The organism is Paraburkholderia sp. UCT2, assembly GCF_014397665.1.
Classification (GTDB): Bacteria; Pseudomonadota; Gammaproteobacteria; order Burkholderiales; family Burkholderiaceae; genus Paraburkholderia; species Paraburkholderia tuberum.
In genome coordinates, this window is the sequence record NZ_VZQO01000003.1 from 247,440 (window position 1) to 262,590 (window position 15,151).

A 15,151-nucleotide genomic window follows, 5' to 3' on the forward strand; every position below is an offset into this window, starting at 1 on the left:
CGACATTCCTCCGGCGCCGATTGGACACACGCACCGATCTCCATCGCATCGATTCATCGTCTATCGAAGGGAAAATCATGGCGGGCAACAGATCACTGCGTTCTGAGGTCGAAAAACTCGTTGGCCCGACGCGGGGCCGCGGGGCGTGCGTGCGCACGATCGCCGATGGACTCGAGTGGTCGTTTGGCTGGTCAGCCCCGGCCGCGCAACGGCTGCGCTTCCTGCTCGACTTCGGCTATCTGCGGCACGCGTCTGTATCGACGACGTCGATCTATCTGCACAGTGACGAAGTAAAGCGGGCACGGCAGATGAGCGACGTGTTTGCTGTACGAAAGCGAAGTCGCTTCGATGGAAGCGTGCTATCCCGGTGCCAACCACACATAAGGCAGCGACCGCAAGTCGTCGTGGCCGCCTTTGTCAGCGGGTTTTGGGGCGAAGCCCGAGTGTGATGGCAGCATGGTGCCCGACCGTTAGTTGCGCATCCGACAGGAAGACGTTCGGTCATCTGCGCCTACGTATCGGAGACCGCAGTTCGGCGCGAAGCGGACGAAGTTCGCCGGTCGGATGGCTTTACACTTGTGTCTCGTCATCCCTTGCCGAGCGGCGGCCGACTCGGGAATCCCGCCATATTGCTTAGCTGGGCCAGTTCATTCGCCGCCTCGCGCAGCAGCATCGAGTACTCGTGAATCTTCCCGGTCGTCAGCCGCACCCGCGGACCGGCCAAACTGATGACGCCGACGCAACGCGAGCCGCTCACCACGGGCACCGCCACCGCTGACATGCGCGGGGCAAACACCTCGTCGATCATCGCGTAGCCACGCACGCGCGCAGCGTGCAGGAAGCCCAGCAGCGCCTTGAGCGTCGTCGGCGCATTGGGTCCAAACTCATTGGGCTGTCCAAAACCCTGCTTCAAAACCAGTGCCGCCGCCTGTTCGTCAGTCATTGTCATCAGCCATGCGTGTCCGGTCGACGTGCATGAAAGTCGTGCTGCCTGGCCCATGTCAGGATCGTAGCGAAAGCCGATGCGCTGTCCGTCCGCCTTCCCCACCCAGATGATTGCTTCGCCGTCCACCAACGACAGCCGCGCCAGTTCACCTGTCTGCGCAGCGACGCGTTCGATGATCGGCTGGGCGATATCCGCGATGCCCGTCAGGCTCAGGAATTCCAGCCCGTTCGACGTCATACGCATTGTCAGAATGTAGCGGCTGTGATCGACCAGTTGCCTGACATAGCCGCCTTCGATGAGCTCGGCGAGCACGCGGTGGCACGTGCTGCGGGGCAGGGATAAAGCGTCGGCAATCGCCAGAAGACCCGCGCCTTCGGCTTGCGTCGCCAGGAAATCAAGAATTCTCAGGCCGTTTTTGAGCGACATTTCGCGTGATTTTCATTATGTGCAATGCAGTTCCGGTGCGGAACGCCTCGCTTTCTGAGCGCAAACAATAGCACTTGTTCGTCGCCAGAAACGAACGGTTCGACATATGAAGAATTCAGGAGACAACATGTCATTTTTTGCTGATTCAGGCCTTGCCGCGGAACAACGGTCCGCGCAGGCTCACTTGATGGCGCGTCGGGCGGTGGCAGGCGCAACCGTCGGAACGGCGCTCGAATGGTTCGACTTCGCGCTGTATGGTGTGGTCGCGGCCACGATCTTTCCAAAGCTGTTTTTCCCATCGCTGGACCCGACCGCCTCGTTGCTCGCGTCGTTGGCTAGTTTCTGGGCAGGGCTGGCCGCACGCCCGCTAGGCGCGGTGATCTGCGGGATGCTCGGGGACCGTTGGGGACGCCGCAAACTGATGCTTATCACCGTGTCGGTAATGGGAGCTTCATCGTTCCTGATGGGGCTGTTGCCCACTTACCACCAGGTTGGCATCCTCGCGCCGACGTTGCTGGTGACACTGCGCATCATCCAGGGATTCGCGCTTGGCGGCGAGTCGACGGGCGCGCAACTGATGGCGGTCGAGCATGCGTCTGCTAACCGACGCGGTTGGTATTCGGGCCTGCTTGGCATCTGCTCGCCACTCAGCCAGATTCTCGCCAACTTCTCGCTCTTTACACTGGCCGCGTTGCTTTCATCGGACGACTTCGACTCCTGGGGATGGCGAGTCCCGTTCCTCGCAAGCTTTGTGCTGGTGCTGCTGGGCATCTACATCCGCAGGAAGGTTAGCGAGACACCCGCCTTCGAGGCGCTCAAGAGGACTGCCGCTCCCACACGCGCTGCCAATCCGCTAGGCACCGTTTTCAAATATCACTGGCGCACCGCGCTTCGCCTGACGCTGTTCTTCTGTGGCCCGGCCGCACTGTTTTATCTGATCGTGGTTTTCTCGCTCAGCTATCTGACGAAACACCTCGGCGTACCAAAGCAGACCGGTTTCATGCTGCTGATGGTTGCGAATGTCTGTGCCATCGCGGGAGCGCTGGCGGGCGGTTATCTGAGCGATCGGATCGGACGCAAACGTGCGCTGATGATCGGCTCGTTCTGCACGCTGATCTGCTGCCTGATCTACTTTCCGATTCTCAACCACAACTCGATCGCCATGACGATGGCCGTGATGGGCGCCTTCCTCGGCTTCACACAGTTCCAGAGCGGCATCCAGCCGGTGTGGTTCGCCGAGTCATTTCCGACCGATGCGCGCTACACGGGGTCCGCACTGTCGTACTCGGGAGCCAACCTGCTCACCGGCGGCCCGATGCCAATCGTCGCCGTGGCGCTGCTCAATGCCTTTAACGGTTCCCCTTGGGCCATCGTAGCGGTCTGCGGCTCGCTGAACCTGATCTCCTTCCTGATGATCGCAATATCCCGGGAAACCAGAGACACGGCCCTGGAACGCTCTTCTACACACTGACACCATGACTCGCAAACTCTACATCCTCAATGGCTCCAACCTGAACATGCTGGGCGCGCGGGAGCCTCATCTTTATGGCAGCACGACGCTGAAGGACATCGAACAGAACTGCCTCGCGCTGGCCGACGCCCTCGAGTTCGACTGCGTATTCCGACAAACGAACAGCGAAAGCGAGTTGATCGACTGGATCCAGGAAGCGTTCTTGCAGGACGCCGCGCTGATCATCAATCCAGCCGGCTTTTCATTCGGTCGGATTCCGGTGCTCGACGCAGTCAAGCTCATCCGCCGACCAGTAGTGGAATTGCATATCACCAACATCCACCGACGCTCGGAGGAATATCGTCACTCGACGATTTCGGTGGCGGCTACCGCGGTAATTTGCGGGGCTGGCGCAAACGGATACTTGCTAGCAATCCGCGCGATTGACGATCTGTGGGGCAACCAGACCTGAGCGGGCTCCTCTATTCATGAAGCACGCGGGCTCCTCGATGGAGCCCGCTTCGGCAGGAGAGCAGTCGACGCTTCCAGCACGGCTTCTAGCACATCGAGCCGCTCGTGCTCGTGTTCAACGGCAGTCTGCTGTCGGTGCTGTGCTTTTACGCTTTCCTCAACGCGGTCAAAGGCCTGCTCGATGGCGGCCACGAGCTCGAGTTCGGCTGGGATATCTTCTACGCAGTGGTGGGTTGCCACGTTCGCCTTCGTCATGTTCTTGCGCGAGCGGCGCGTGAATCGCGCGATCGACTCCGAACTGATAGGGCTCGACATCAAGAACTGGCTGATGTCGGCGTGCGTCAGCGCGGCGCTGTTGCTGGCGTTTTCGATTGCATGGCTGCTCGAACGAATCGGGCACGGCCACCTGACACCGTACATCGACCCCGGCGTGCTCGCACTGCTGACGCTCGTCCTGATCCCGATGCCGATCGGAACCGTGATCGGCGCGGTCAAGGAAGTGTTGCTGACCACGCCGCCGGATCTGGAGCGCGGGCTGCGCGACCTGATGCAACAACTGACCGCCGACTACGGCTTCGTCAAGCACTCGCACTACGCGACGCGCGCCGGCCGCGGCCTGTTCGTCGAGGTGCATATCGTGTTGCCTGAGGCGATGGAGCACGCCGGCGTCCGCCAGCTCGATCAGATCCGCGACAGGATCTCGCGCGCAATCGGCGAATCGGGCCCGGACCGCTGGCTGACGGTGGCGTTCACGCGCGACCCGCGCTGGTTGTAACTTCCGCGGCTAGTCCCCGAACGGGTTGTTGGTGTCCTTCACTTCGGTACTGAGGTTGTATTCCGCACGCATGGCCTTGAGTACGCCCTCGATGTCGCGCTCGAAGCCGATCGCGTTACCGAAGTGGGTCATATTCCAGTTGCAGCCTGTCTTGTCAGACTCCTGCAATTGCGGCCGCGGCACGCGAATCTTCACGCCATCCTCGACGATTTCCTGCAGTCGATGGATTCGCCGGTTGACCTCCTGCTGAAGCTGCGAGGCATTAAGCGTCTTGCGTATCATCCAGGTCTCCTCCCGGTTGCTCGAGCCAGTCTAACGCAAGTGATGCGTTTCGCGACCTGGCGCTGAAATGCGAAGCGCCAGAGAGAAAGCAGGCGTATTGGTTCGTGGGGGTGCGTCAGCCAGCGCCGACGCGCGCGAAAGTCTGGCGGCTTCAGACGACGTTGGTTGTGCGTCGCACCACACATTCGTTCGCTTTCTCTGTCGCCGGCCTGGATTGTTTCCCCGATAGCCAGACATACGGATTACGAGGAACATAGGCATGCGCTAAAGGTTGCCAACGTGTAAAACCGGTGGGGGTAAGCATGGGACAACTCGACTTCAGTACCTTCGAGCACGAAGGTTGGGAGCGGGTCGCGCAGGCCTATCATGAGTATTTTGGTGATTTGACCGCCCAGTCGAACCAGGCCATGCTCGAGACCCTCCGCATTCGGCGGGGAGCCCGTTTTCTCGACGTCGCCTGCGGCCCGGGCTACCTCGCGGCCGCCGCCGCGCGCAGCGGCGCGGATGTCGCCGGGGTGGATTTCTCGGTCGCGATGGTCGACAAGGCGAGACGCGTCTTTCCGGCACTTGAGTTCCGCGTCGGCGACGCGGAGGATTTGCCATTTCCCGACACAAGCTTCTCGGCAGTGGGGATCAGCTTCGGAATGTTGCACTTTGCACACCCCGAGCGCGCACTCGCGGAGGCGTTTCGTGTACTGCAACCTAACGGCAGAATCGCCTTCACGGTATGGGCGACACCGAACAAGGCGGTTGGCTTCGGCATGGTGTTGAAGGCGATCGAGGAGCACGGGACGACCGACGTACCCGTCCCGCCGGGACCACCCTTCTTCCGATTCAGCGATTGGGAGGAATCGAGGCGCCTGTTGCTCGATGCCGGGTTCGTCCAACCGGAGGTGCGGGAGTTGGACCTCACGCTCGTGCTTCGTGCTCCCAATACACCTTTTCATGCCCTGTTACGTGGTGGCGTGCGGATGTCCGCGTTGCTGCACGCGCAGACGCCTGCCGCGCTAGCGTCGATTGAACGGGCCGTCGCACACGACGCGGAGGCGTATCGTAGCGATACCGGGGACCTGCGGCTGCCGATGAGCTGTGTCCTGGCTTCCGCACTCAAGCCTTAGGGTGCGCGGGTTGACTCAACTCAACTAGACCGTCGCGGCGAGCTTGAATTCATCGAACCTGGCTACTGGTGGCGATAGTTCCTGGACTTCCAGACGGTCCACCAGAGCTGCATGCGCACCGTCGACCAGCCAATCGCAGATTCGCTCGAGTTCTTCGGCGTGTCCTTGCAACACGGCCTCGACCGAACCGTCCATCCGGTTGCGCACCCAACCCGTGATGCCTCGAGCCGTGGCCTCGTTGATGCAAGCCTGCCGGTAACCTACCCCCTGCACGTGACCATATACCCTGACCAGTCTGGTCCGTAAATCGGTATCGAACTGTGGCGTCATGATGCACCTAACTCCAGGCCGGAAAAGACGCAGCGCAATTGCCTCTGGTCGCTGTCGCTGTCAGTCCGGAAGCAAAAGCTCTGCTCGACACGAATCGCGGGTTCGACAGTCAACCTCCGCGCACCTCGTCGGTTTCGCCTGCCGAGTCTGTCGCCTCCCAATCCGCCTTCGTCGTTGCTGCTGGCGTCACCGGCTTGATACGTGTCCACCACGCCGTATTTGCCGGTGCATGGAAGCGGAACTGCGTGCTCCATGCCGCCCAGAACTCCCGCTGTGCGGCCTGGGACGTCGGGAGAACAAAACCTAACTTCTCAGCGAGTGCCGGCAGATAAAGGTCAAACGCTGATTTGACAACGTCGCCCCAGCTTCTTGCCTCAAGAATCGCAAGCCGATACGCAATTGCCGCAATGGCGGCCGCAATCGCAGCGTTCTGAAAAAGATCCGCCAACAGGTAATTACCGGACAGTCCGTCCGCAAGCCAGATGTCAATCGCTCGCACCAAGGTAAAGATGGACGTAAAGGTACCCAGAACAACGAGTCCGACCAGAAAGTCAACTGGAGCTCTCGCATCCGCAATGATTGCCTGATAGTCCTTTGGGATGACTGCAAGAAGACGCGGCCATACGAATATGCTGTCAACCTTATAGACTTCGCTCGAGTAACCCTCGAATGCACGCAACGTGTTCCCAAAGGCCGTAGGAAGAACGAGATTTTCATACCGGGGGAAATCACGGGCGTTCCGCTCCTGGTTGCGGTACAGCCTCGCCCTTACGGTGGCTCGATTCGATTCAGCCTTTCTGTATTCCAACGATTCCTTTGAGGCTTTAAGCCGCTCGATTGTACTGTTCTCTGTAGCGAGTTCCGTACGGAGGCGTTCTATGAGGTCCAGCTGACGATTGCGGCGATTTCGCTCATCGCGCTTCCATGCCTCGCGATTGAATGGCCATTTGTATCCTTCGAGAACCTGATAAAACCAGTTGTTCAATACCAACAGGATCAGCGATAGGACCCATACGATGATGAGGAAAGAGAACAGGCTTCCAACCTTGTCGCTGTCCGAGGTCGCCTTGTGTAGCAAATCGCAAAATGCCGGGATATCGGCGTTTGCCGCGAGAAAGCCTGTAAAGCCAAGCAGGGCCGGCAAAAAGAAGCCGAGGATAAATGCTTTGTCCAGCAGTTTCGATAGGCCCGAGAGCATCGGAGATTATCCCTTGGCAAGTTCAGCGACGCACTGGCGGTGGGTTGTCGTCATCTGGGTCCTGCTGCGACTGTCCCGGAAGACCTCCGAATTGAAGAGCCCGGTGAACCGCATTCAAATCGATGCTTGCCAGTTTGCTCGGCGGCGTTGCTGAGCCGGAGTCGTCTACAAGATGTTGATAGAGGAAATCGACAACCGCACTGAGGGCATTGAGGGCGCTCGCGTAATCTCGTGCAATTGCCAGGTCGTGGACTTCTACGGCCCGCCTCATTACCAATTCGCGTAGCGGTTCCGGTGCAGATTCGTATTGGCGAGCAAACGCGGCGTTCCGTTTGATCTCTTCAAGCCGGTCAATCGCTTTTGAGGCACTGCGGCGGCTCTGCCCCCTAGGTACATGCGTGGCGCTGCGCCCGACCACTTTTGTCAGCAGTTCGACGATTTCACGAGATGAGTTTTCTTTCATCCTGGCTCTCCAAGGGGAAAACACACTCGCCTCCCCGGCCCCGCCCGGTCGTCAATGCTCGAACCGTTACTCGATGTTAGTACAGCTGTTCGGTAGGAGGAAACAGTATATCGGTGCGCAGGCCGCAGAAGTGTCACGTGGACTTCGCAACAAGTGAACGATCGCCGAGTTCCTCGCTGCCTCGCACTTACGGTTGGTCAAGCGAGCGGCACAGGACAATCCCTGAACGCTTGCCGGGCAATGTTCAGGAACATGCGGGCGCAATTCTCCGCAGCGAAATGTTGGTTTCGGACCGTCGCTGTCCGGTCAAAGTGTAGGGTGAGTCCCACCACCGAGTCCATGTCGCCACTGTCACGCGAGCATTCAACGCCTACGCAGCCGGTTAGCGGTACGCTTGCCTGACAGCCCCTTCGTCGGCACGGTCTTTGCGTCCAGCAACTGCGTCAACCGGAGATAGCCATGATGCGATGTTTTGCGGACTTCGCTCCCAAGCAAGCGCTGCGCGGCAGTGCAGCCGTACTTGCTGCCACCATACTCCTAACAGCATGCGGGACGGGAATGGCGGCATTCGCCGGACTGCTTCCGAAATCCGACGGGGTAGCGACCGCAGTGACCGCTACGCCGTTGGTCGAACTGCAGACCACGATGACGAATCTAATCGAATCCGGTTACGAGGACATTTCCGCAACTGCTGACTAAGCTCGCCCGCAAGCTCGGCGGTGGCGCGCCGCGCCACGTGATATCACTGTCGGAACCGACTTCACCGTTCATCAGGTGTTGAACACGGTTCGTCTTCAACTCTGTTCTCTGCCATTAGCTATGCTTCTCTCTGTGTCTTGCGCCCGCCGCGAAGTACAGCCCACCAAACACCGGCACAGTCGCTTGCGCACGACCCAATGATCGGTCCGACAGGTACCGTTACGTCACCAGCGGGTAGGCACGGTCGCATTGATTGCGTTCGAGCAATGCCCAACACCTGGCGGGCCACCGCGTACTGCACGAACATAGGAGCGAAACGTGGCAAATATTGACTTCGAGAACCTCTGGCAGTTGTTTCCAGTCACCGACGATATTCCCGATTCCGCCCGCCTCGCGGAGCCGATTCATCAGCGCGTCTCGCTCGTCGATGGAGAACTGAAGGCATGGGATGGCGCCTGCAAGAACGTGCAGTCGCCAGTCTGCGTGCGACAAGCCTCCGGCGACGCTGAACAGGTCGTAATTGGCAGTTATCCGGTCATGGGCGAGGTCGAGAGCGATGCCGCGCTGAACGCGGCCGTGCGAGCCTACGATCACGGCCGCGGTGAATGGCCAACGATGACAGTCGCGCAGCGCATCGGCTGCATGCAAGACTTCATTCGTCTCATGGCGGCCAGGCGCCATGAGATCGTGAATCTGATCATGTGGGAAATCGGCAAGAGCCTTGCCGATTCGCAGAAGGAGTTCGACCGCACCATCAGCTATATGCAAGACACTATCTCGGCGCTCAAGGAGCTAGACAATAGCAACTCGCGCTTTGTCATCGCCGAGGGCACCATCGGCCAGATTCGCCGCACCCCGCTGGGCGTCGTGCTGTGCATGGGGCCTTACAACTATCCGCTGAACGAAACGTTCGCGACGCTCATTCCCGCATTGCTGATGGGCAACACCGTCGTGTTCAAGCCGCCCCAATATGGCACGCTGCTGTTCTTTCCACTGCTCGAGGCTTTCCGCTCTGCTTTCCCGAAAGGCGTCGTCAACACGATTTATGCACCGGGTGCGGTGGTGGTGCCACACATGCTCGCCTCAGGAAAGATCGACGTGCTTGCCCTCATCGGCTCAAGCAAGGTTGCAGACCACCTGAAAAAACAGCACCCAAAGTCGCATCGGCTACGCGCCGTTCTCGGCCTTGACGCCAAAAACGCCGCGATTGTGTTGGCTGACGCCGACATAGACCTCGCCGTGAAGGAATGTCTGCTCGGTACGTTGTCGTTCAATGGTCAACGGTGCACAGCGCTCAAGATATTGATGGTGCACCGCTCGATCGTCGATACGTTTCTTCAGCGCTTTAACGCAGCGCTCAAAAATCTCAAGGTCGGCATGCCGTGGGAACAGGGTGTGTCCATTACACCGCTGCCGGGCATGCATCGCACGGCCTACATGACTCAGGCAATTGACGATGCGAAAGCGAAAGGCGCGGCGGTCGTGAACGAAGGTGGTGGCGTGTTCTGCAAAACTCTTTTCTATCCGGCCGTGGTGTACCCCGTGAAGGAAGGGATGATGCTCTATCGTGAGGAGCAGTTCGGACCAATCATCCCAGTCGTGCCGTTCGATGACATCGATACACCACTCGAGTATGTCATCACTTCGGACCACGGTCAGCAGGTCAGCATTTTCGGCACCGACGCTGCCCAAATTGGCTCGCTGGTCGACCCGCTCGTCAATCAGGTGTGCCGCGTCAATCTCAACAGCCAGTGCCAGCGAGGCCCAGACGTCTTTCCGTTTGCCGGCCGCAAGGATTCTGCGGAAGGTACGCTATCGGTCACCGATGCGTTGCGCGCGTTCTCGATTCGCTCCATGGTCGCGGCCAGGGAGACCGACCTGAACAAGACGCTGCTCGATACGATGGTCACGAATCATCACTCGAAGTTCGTGAACACCGGTTTTATCTTTTAGCGGCTCGATGGGTATCGAGCTCGAGTCCGGTGCGGAGATTCAGCGCGCGATGCCGTAAAGGTCAGCGCATTGCGCGCATGGTTGAGTGAAAGGGTCCATTCGTCAGTTGGGGCGATTTCGCACGACGTCCGGCCAGTCGATGCCCGTCGAAAAGCATTGGCTTAAAAGCGACGAATATTTGCGACGTCCTATGGCGCTGCTTCATGCATCGACCCAACGCTTTTTCCTGGTGCAGGATGCGCGGAGCGGGTCACTGCGGGTCCGGCCCGCCCCAAAGTCATGGCCACGTCAGTCTCCTTATTGCAGTTGAACAGCGAGCAAGTCGTTGGCGAACGCGGGCCGGGCGGAGGCGAACTCCATCAGGTCGAGGAAGCCCTCGCTGACCGCAAACTCATGCAGCGCATCATCGCCGCTGTCAGCTTTGATTCGACCGTAGCTTTCGACCATTTTCAGGTCGGTAATCAAGTACATCATCTCAACCTCTTTCTGTCTGGGAATGCCCCGAGTTGTCGCGCTCATACCTCGACGGAAAGAATGCGCCCCGTCGGGCCGTTGTCGTCTCATGCTTCGGTCCGAAGAGTACGTAGCGTGGCTTAATTCAAGCTTAAACAATGCCAACGATGAGAACGCCTCGCCGCAACGGAGATTCGGCGGCGCCCAATTGGAAAACCTCGCGGAATAGCATTCAATCCGTCGCGAAGCGGTTGAACACTGGACGGTCGTTTGGCGGGGAGAATAAAGTGCCCTCGGGTCACTTGCTCGATGGCGGAGCAAGCGGCTGTTATTGAATGTCAGTCCGCAATCTCCGGCTCGACCAGCTTCGCCAGTTGCGCGAGCGACTCCTGCCAGCCGAGGTAACACATCTCGACCGGAATCATCTCGGGGATGCCTTCCTGCACGATGTTCAGTTCGGTCCCGCACGACACCTGCCGCAACGAAACGGTCGTGTGCATCTGACCGGGCAGATTCGGGTCGTCGAAATGGTCCGAATAGCGGATCTTTTCGAACGGCACCAGTTCGATGTACTCGCCGCCGAACGAGTGCCCCTTGCCCGAGCCGAAGTTATGAAACGACATCGTGTAGGTGCCGCCGACGCGCGCATCCATCTGATGCACGTCGCAGGTGAAGCCATACGGCGGTAGCCATTTCGCCATCGCGGCGGGTTCGAGGAATGCGCGATAGATACGCTCGGGCGTCGTGCGCAAAACACGGTGGAATTTGACGGTTCCGGTAGCCATGATGAGTATGCCTTTAACTGGAGGGGTTGGACATACTGTCACGACGCGCCCGCGTTGCGGGAATCGACACGCACGAGACCAGGCAAAACCCGTAGACGGTTGACACTCGTTTAACAGGTATATCGCCCCATACGGACTGCGTTGCGGTCGAAGCGTCCCCAGTCGCCATAGCGTCCCCGTCCTTTTTAGATGATCGATGATTGCAACGCATCAGGAACCGCCGGCCTACGCCGCCATTGCAGTCCGGATGCATGGCTGCAATCGTTACCTTCAATCCATTACAAACGAGAACTTGGCAAGCCGGGGGCGTCCATGCATGGTGTATAGGCAACTTGATGAGCAGGGACTTCAGGCGGCGAGTTTCTGCTGAACCGGTTGATCGTCTTTCACCGGTTCGCCATCCCTGAAGGCAATGCCTTCCAGCAACAGCTTGATCTTTTCGGGCCCGTTGACGCGGCGCCAGGTTTTCTCGGCTTCCTCGATCAGCTTGAATGCCAGACCAAGGAAGGTTGGTCGCGACACACAGTTGCGCGTGCGCGTCGTACGGTGTCGCACCGTCGCGAACGTCGACTCAATCGCATTCGTGGTTTGCAAATGCAGCCAGTGCTCAGCCGGGAAGTCGTAAAACGCCAGCAGGCTTTCCCGGTCCTTCTTCAACGTTTCCGTTGCCTTCGGATATTTCGCCGCGTAGACCGTCACGAAACGATCAAACGCGCCTTCCATTCGCCATTCGAGGTCTTTGCCGCAACACTTGCTTCAGCAGCTCAACCTCAAGGCTCTAAACATTAAATCCGCCGTTGCGCTTCGACCTTGAAACCGCCGTTTGCGTACGGCCATAAAACATAATTCGTATGACGTTTAGGCAATACCCACTGCATGATGGCCGAAACTGACGGTGTGATGCGCCCCCGAGAGCATTTATGTCCCACTATCCTCATCGTCATGGCAGCGTTGTGCAGCCCAGCATTCGAAGAACCTCCACATCTCGAATCGGGGAAAAAGATGCAAACGTTCGATGTGTTGACTTATGTTGCTCATACCTTGCGTGCGGGAGAGCGCGTAGCTGTTGCCTCTATTCTCTGCGTCGCCGTCGAGATAATGCTGCCGTATGGCAAGGTGTCGTTTGCATCACGCGCGCGCGGCATTCTGTTTCACATTTGTTATTTGTTTATAGGTGGGCTTTTCTTCGAACTTTATCATTCTGTGATCGTCGCGCTGCATATCCGACCGCTTTTCTCGATATCGCTTGACGGCGTATTGGATTCGCCGCGGCCAGTCTGGCGCGCCACCGGCATCGCCCTTTCTATCGCTGGGGCGATACTGATTGGTGATTTGCTGTACTACTGGTTCCATCGCGCGCAGCATACGTTCGGTTTCTTATGGCGGTTCCACCAGGTCCACCATTCGATTCGCGAGATGAATGTGTGGAACTGCAATATGCATGTATCGGAGGAGTTGCTCCGTCCCCTCGTTGTCACGCTTCCAATGGCACTACTGATCGACTTCCATCCTCCATTCTTATGGTCGTTGATTGGCATGGTGATACTCATTCAGGGCACCTTCGAGCACGCCGATACGCGCATCAGCTTTGGCCCGATTTCCTATCTGTTCCCAGACAATCGATTTCATCGAATTCATCATTCAGTCGAGTTGCGCCATTACAACCGAAATTTCGCTGCAGTCGTGACCTTATGGGACGTATTGTTTGGGACCGCACACTTCCCGAAGAAAGGCGAATGGCCCGAGGTCGGTCTTGACTACACTGATGAACCTGACGGTCTGGTTGATTATCTGCTGATGCCATTCACCGTCAGGCTACCCGCCACCGCTGTACAAGACCCATCCCAACGGAGGACGGAGTGATGTCCCCACTCGCAACGACACTCGGATCGCGGCTTGCCGATGCGAAAAACAGGCCATCGGGTTTCGACTACATGCGTCTCGTGCTCGCCGTCCTCGTAGTCGCGAGCCACACCATTAACGTCTGTTATGGTCACAAGTTCACTCAAGCGGTATGGTCCGGGCCTGCACGAGCACCGCTCGCGCTAATTTTGCCAATGTTCTTCGCTCTGAGCGGTTTCCTGGTTGCTGGCAGCTTCGAACGTTGCCGCACGATCGTTTCCTTCTGCGGGCTGCGGGTACTGCGGTTGCTACCCGCATTGGCGGTCGACACGCTGATCGCCGCATTGCTGATCGGGCCGTTCTTTACCACGCTTCCACTTCATCAATATTTCACTGATCCCGAGTTCCGGGCGTACTTCCTGAACATTCTCGGAGACGTCCATTTCGCGCTGCCAGGTATGTTCGCCAACAATCCTTGGCCGGATGCGATCAATCAGCAATTGTGGACGTTACCGTTCGAACTAGCCTGTTACGTCGCATTGACTATTGCGTCGTATGCCGGCATGGCACAACGACCGCATCTTTTACTCGCCGCATCGATTGGTGCGAACGTCTTACTCGTTGGGCTTGCGCACCGTTCCGGTTCGGCTGATACGACCGTACACGGACCGATGCTCGTTCTCTGTTTCTTCTATGGCGTTTGCGCGTACCAGTTCCGCAACCGGATCGTCTGGAGTTCATGGCTCTGTGTGCTATCTAGCCTCGTCGCAGTGATTTGCCTATCCGTTCGTGGCGCGGATTACTTCGCGGCGCTGCCTGCCACCTATCTGACCGTCTTTCTCGGACTCACGCAACCAAGACGCCACCGCTTTGTCGCAAGCGGTGACTACTCATACGGCATCTTTCTTTACGGTTTCCCGATACAGCAAACTGTGGCCGCGATGCTTGCCCCGGCCGCCCTCACCTGGTACGTTCATTTTCCGATTTCCCTCGCCCTCACACTTCTCTTTGCAATGATGTCGTGGCACGGCGTCGAAAAGCGTGCTCTGAAACTGCGCGGCTTGCTAGACCGTATCGAAACCGGTGCGTTGCATATCGCCGCCGCCGTGCCGGGGGGGCGATATCTCGTACCGGCGCCCGCGGTCCGAATCACGAAGTCGCCGACCCTCGAATGATCGTCAGAAGGCGAGGAGAGGCAGCCGCAGAGATTCAATCTCGCGCAATTCGTAGCGGCGCTGCGGGGCGTCTTTGCTCATCAAGGTCAGATATGGAGCAGCGAAATACCACTCTTCATCCAATACATCCGTTGGGTAGGGCCTGCGTTTTTTCATGCCGCCAGGATGATATGACTTCTCGTGTCAATATGATCGGTTCTGTGTTTTCGATGTTTGAATTTCCTGAGGGCGACGTAGCAGTAAATCTCGACGGTGGATCAAGCTGATATCCGCGGATTGGCTACCGCATTACAGATGTCCGCCCAATGAGCCTTCCGCTACCTACCACCGCAAGTCGGATGAGATCCGTTGCCTACCCTGGTCGCGGGTTACTCGTGTGCCGGGCTACGCCGCCTTCAGGAAACTCCTGCACGTGTGGTTACGGTGGATGCAGACGCAGGGCATTGCTGTACATCATGGCATCTGTGTCTCGCGCGGTATGGCCAGCGACAAGGAGAGCCGGCAGATGTCCCAGATGAATCCGCTGAGTTCACGGGCAACTGCGACTACGGCGATATTCTTCTGCTTGCCGCGCGCGACGAGTTTGCGATAGCGTCGGCACAAGCGCACCTGTGCGTCCCATGCTCGATCTACAATCGGTTTAGGCAGACCTTCGTGGCGACGCTGAATATCGGGGCTCACACGCGCAGGGTGGCGATAGCTCCATGCAGCTTCAACTAGCAGCTTTCTTGCATAACTGTTGCCGCTTTTAGTGATGCTGCCCTGACGACGCTTGCCGCCCGATG

Annotated in this window: 17 protein-coding genes and 2 pseudogenes; 8 read left to right on the top strand and 11 right to left on the bottom strand. The window is 58.3% G+C overall.

Features of this window, described 5'->3' with window-relative positions:
- Positions 1-20 precede the first annotated feature (20 nt).
- Positions 21-449 carry a hypothetical protein gene (locus tag F6X39_RS37515; protein ID WP_187615722.1) on the top strand — a complete coding sequence of 143 codons (429 nt, stop codon included), beginning with the start codon at positions 21-23 and terminating at the stop codon, positions 447-449.
- 137 nt (positions 450-586) lie between these two features.
- On the opposite strand, the gene F6X39_RS04355 is transcribed toward F6X39_RS37515, so the two are convergent.
- Positions 587-1,372, bottom strand: a complete 786-nt coding sequence (locus F6X39_RS04355) for an IclR family transcriptional regulator (RefSeq protein ID WP_184045042.1) — start codon at positions 1,370-1,372, stop codon at positions 587-589.
- A gap of 127 nt (positions 1,373-1,499) precedes the next feature.
- Here F6X39_RS04355 and F6X39_RS04360 point away from each other — a divergent pair, with 127 nt between their 5' ends.
- Both F6X39_RS04360 and F6X39_RS04365 read left to right on the top strand, forming a co-directional pair.
- The gene (locus tag F6X39_RS04360; protein ID WP_410449874.1) at positions 1,500-2,843 is read left to right on the top strand and encodes an MFS transporter; all 1,344 of its coding nucleotides are present in this window, start codon (positions 1,500-1,502) and stop codon (positions 2,841-2,843) included.
- A gap of 4 nt (positions 2,844-2,847) precedes the next feature.
- Positions 2,848-3,294: a type II 3-dehydroquinate dehydratase gene (locus F6X39_RS04365; RefSeq protein ID WP_090810774.1), complete on the top strand. Its 447-nt coding sequence runs from the start codon at positions 2,848-2,850 to the stop codon at positions 3,292-3,294.
- Positions 3,295-3,308: 14 nt separating this feature from the next.
- On the opposite strand, the gene F6X39_RS36530 is transcribed toward F6X39_RS04365, so the two are convergent.
- On the bottom strand, positions 3,309-3,548 hold the full coding sequence (locus F6X39_RS36530; RefSeq protein ID WP_262413305.1) for a hypothetical protein: 240 nt from the start codon (positions 3,546-3,548) through the stop codon (positions 3,309-3,311).
- Positions 3,549-3,567: 19 nt separating this feature from the next.
- On the opposite strand from F6X39_RS36530, the gene F6X39_RS04370 reads away from it, so the two are divergent.
- Complete coding sequence (locus F6X39_RS04370; RefSeq protein ID WP_262413306.1) at positions 3,568-4,068, top strand: hypothetical protein; 501 nt, start codon at positions 3,568-3,570, stop codon at positions 4,066-4,068.
- 9 nt (positions 4,069-4,077) lie between these two features.
- On the opposite strand, the gene F6X39_RS04375 is transcribed toward F6X39_RS04370, so the two are convergent.
- Positions 4,078-4,350 carry a hypothetical protein gene (locus F6X39_RS04375; protein WP_187615698.1) on the bottom strand — a complete coding sequence of 91 codons (273 nt, stop codon included), beginning with the start codon at positions 4,348-4,350 and terminating at the stop codon, positions 4,078-4,080.
- 302 nt (positions 4,351-4,652) lie between these two features.
- Here F6X39_RS04375 and F6X39_RS04380 point away from each other — a divergent pair, with 302 nt between their 5' ends.
- Positions 4,653-5,468 (top strand): class I SAM-dependent methyltransferase, encoded by an 816-nt coding sequence (locus tag F6X39_RS04380; RefSeq protein WP_187615699.1) that lies wholly within the window; start codon positions 4,653-4,655, stop codon positions 5,466-5,468.
- 24 nt (positions 5,469-5,492) lie between these two features.
- Here the strand turns inward: F6X39_RS04380 and F6X39_RS04385 are convergent, their stop codons facing one another.
- The 3 genes from F6X39_RS04385 to F6X39_RS04395 all read right to left on the bottom strand — a co-directional run bounded on the left by F6X39_RS04385 (position 5,493) and on the right by F6X39_RS04395 (position 7,459).
- Positions 5,493-5,798, bottom strand: coding sequence for an acylphosphatase (locus F6X39_RS04385; protein ID WP_090810768.1), 306 nt, complete (start codon positions 5,796-5,798; stop codon positions 5,493-5,495).
- A gap of 109 nt (positions 5,799-5,907) precedes the next feature.
- Positions 5,908-6,996 carry a hypothetical protein gene (locus F6X39_RS04390; protein ID WP_187615700.1) on the bottom strand — a complete coding sequence of 363 codons (1,089 nt, stop codon included), beginning with the start codon at positions 6,994-6,996 and terminating at the stop codon, positions 5,908-5,910.
- A gap of 22 nt (positions 6,997-7,018) precedes the next feature.
- On the bottom strand, positions 7,019-7,459 hold the full coding sequence (locus F6X39_RS04395; protein WP_090810764.1) for a hypothetical protein: 441 nt from the start codon (positions 7,457-7,459) through the stop codon (positions 7,019-7,021).
- Positions 7,460-8,476: 1,017 nt separating this feature from the next.
- Here F6X39_RS04395 and F6X39_RS04400 point away from each other — a divergent pair.
- Positions 8,477-10,111, top strand: a complete 1,635-nt coding sequence (locus F6X39_RS04400) for an NADP-dependent glyceraldehyde-3-phosphate dehydrogenase (RefSeq protein WP_316251648.1) — start codon at positions 8,477-8,479, stop codon at positions 10,109-10,111.
- Positions 10,112-10,408: 297 nt separating this feature from the next.
- On the opposite strand, the gene F6X39_RS04405 is transcribed toward F6X39_RS04400, so the two are convergent.
- The 3 genes and pseudogenes from F6X39_RS04405 to F6X39_RS04415 all read right to left on the bottom strand — a co-directional run.
- A complete protein-coding gene (locus F6X39_RS04405) occupies positions 10,409-10,585 on the bottom strand; it encodes a hypothetical protein (protein ID WP_184005448.1) in 177 nt (58 codons plus the stop codon).
- Positions 10,586-10,902: 317 nt separating this feature from the next.
- Entirely contained in the window at positions 10,903-11,349 is a 447-nt protein-coding gene (locus F6X39_RS04410) for an SRPBCC family protein (RefSeq protein ID WP_187615701.1), read from the bottom strand.
- Positions 11,350-11,697: 348 nt separating this feature from the next.
- Positions 11,698-12,063, bottom strand: a pseudogene (locus F6X39_RS04415) (transposase); the annotation flags it as partial.
- Between the two features lie 162 nt (positions 12,064-12,225).
- Between F6X39_RS04415 and F6X39_RS04420 the strand changes: the two are divergent.
- Positions 12,226-13,212, top strand: coding sequence for a sterol desaturase family protein (locus F6X39_RS04420; protein ID WP_262413308.1), 987 nt, complete (start codon positions 12,226-12,228; stop codon positions 13,210-13,212).
- A complete protein-coding gene (locus tag F6X39_RS04425; RefSeq protein ID WP_187615702.1) occupies positions 13,212-14,366 on the top strand; it encodes an acyltransferase family protein in 1,155 nt (384 codons plus the stop codon). The genes F6X39_RS04420 and F6X39_RS04425 overlap by 1 nt, the downstream gene beginning before the upstream one ends.
- A gap of 36 nt (positions 14,367-14,402) precedes the next feature.
- On the opposite strand, the pseudogene F6X39_RS04430 reads toward F6X39_RS04425, so the two are convergent.
- Positions 14,403-14,522, bottom strand: a pseudogene (locus F6X39_RS04430) (IS5/IS1182 family transposase); the annotation flags it as partial.
- Between the two features lie 297 nt (positions 14,523-14,819).
- Positions 14,820-15,151: transposase (locus tag F6X39_RS04435; protein WP_187615703.1), on the bottom strand; the 332-nt coding region annotated here is incomplete at its 5' end.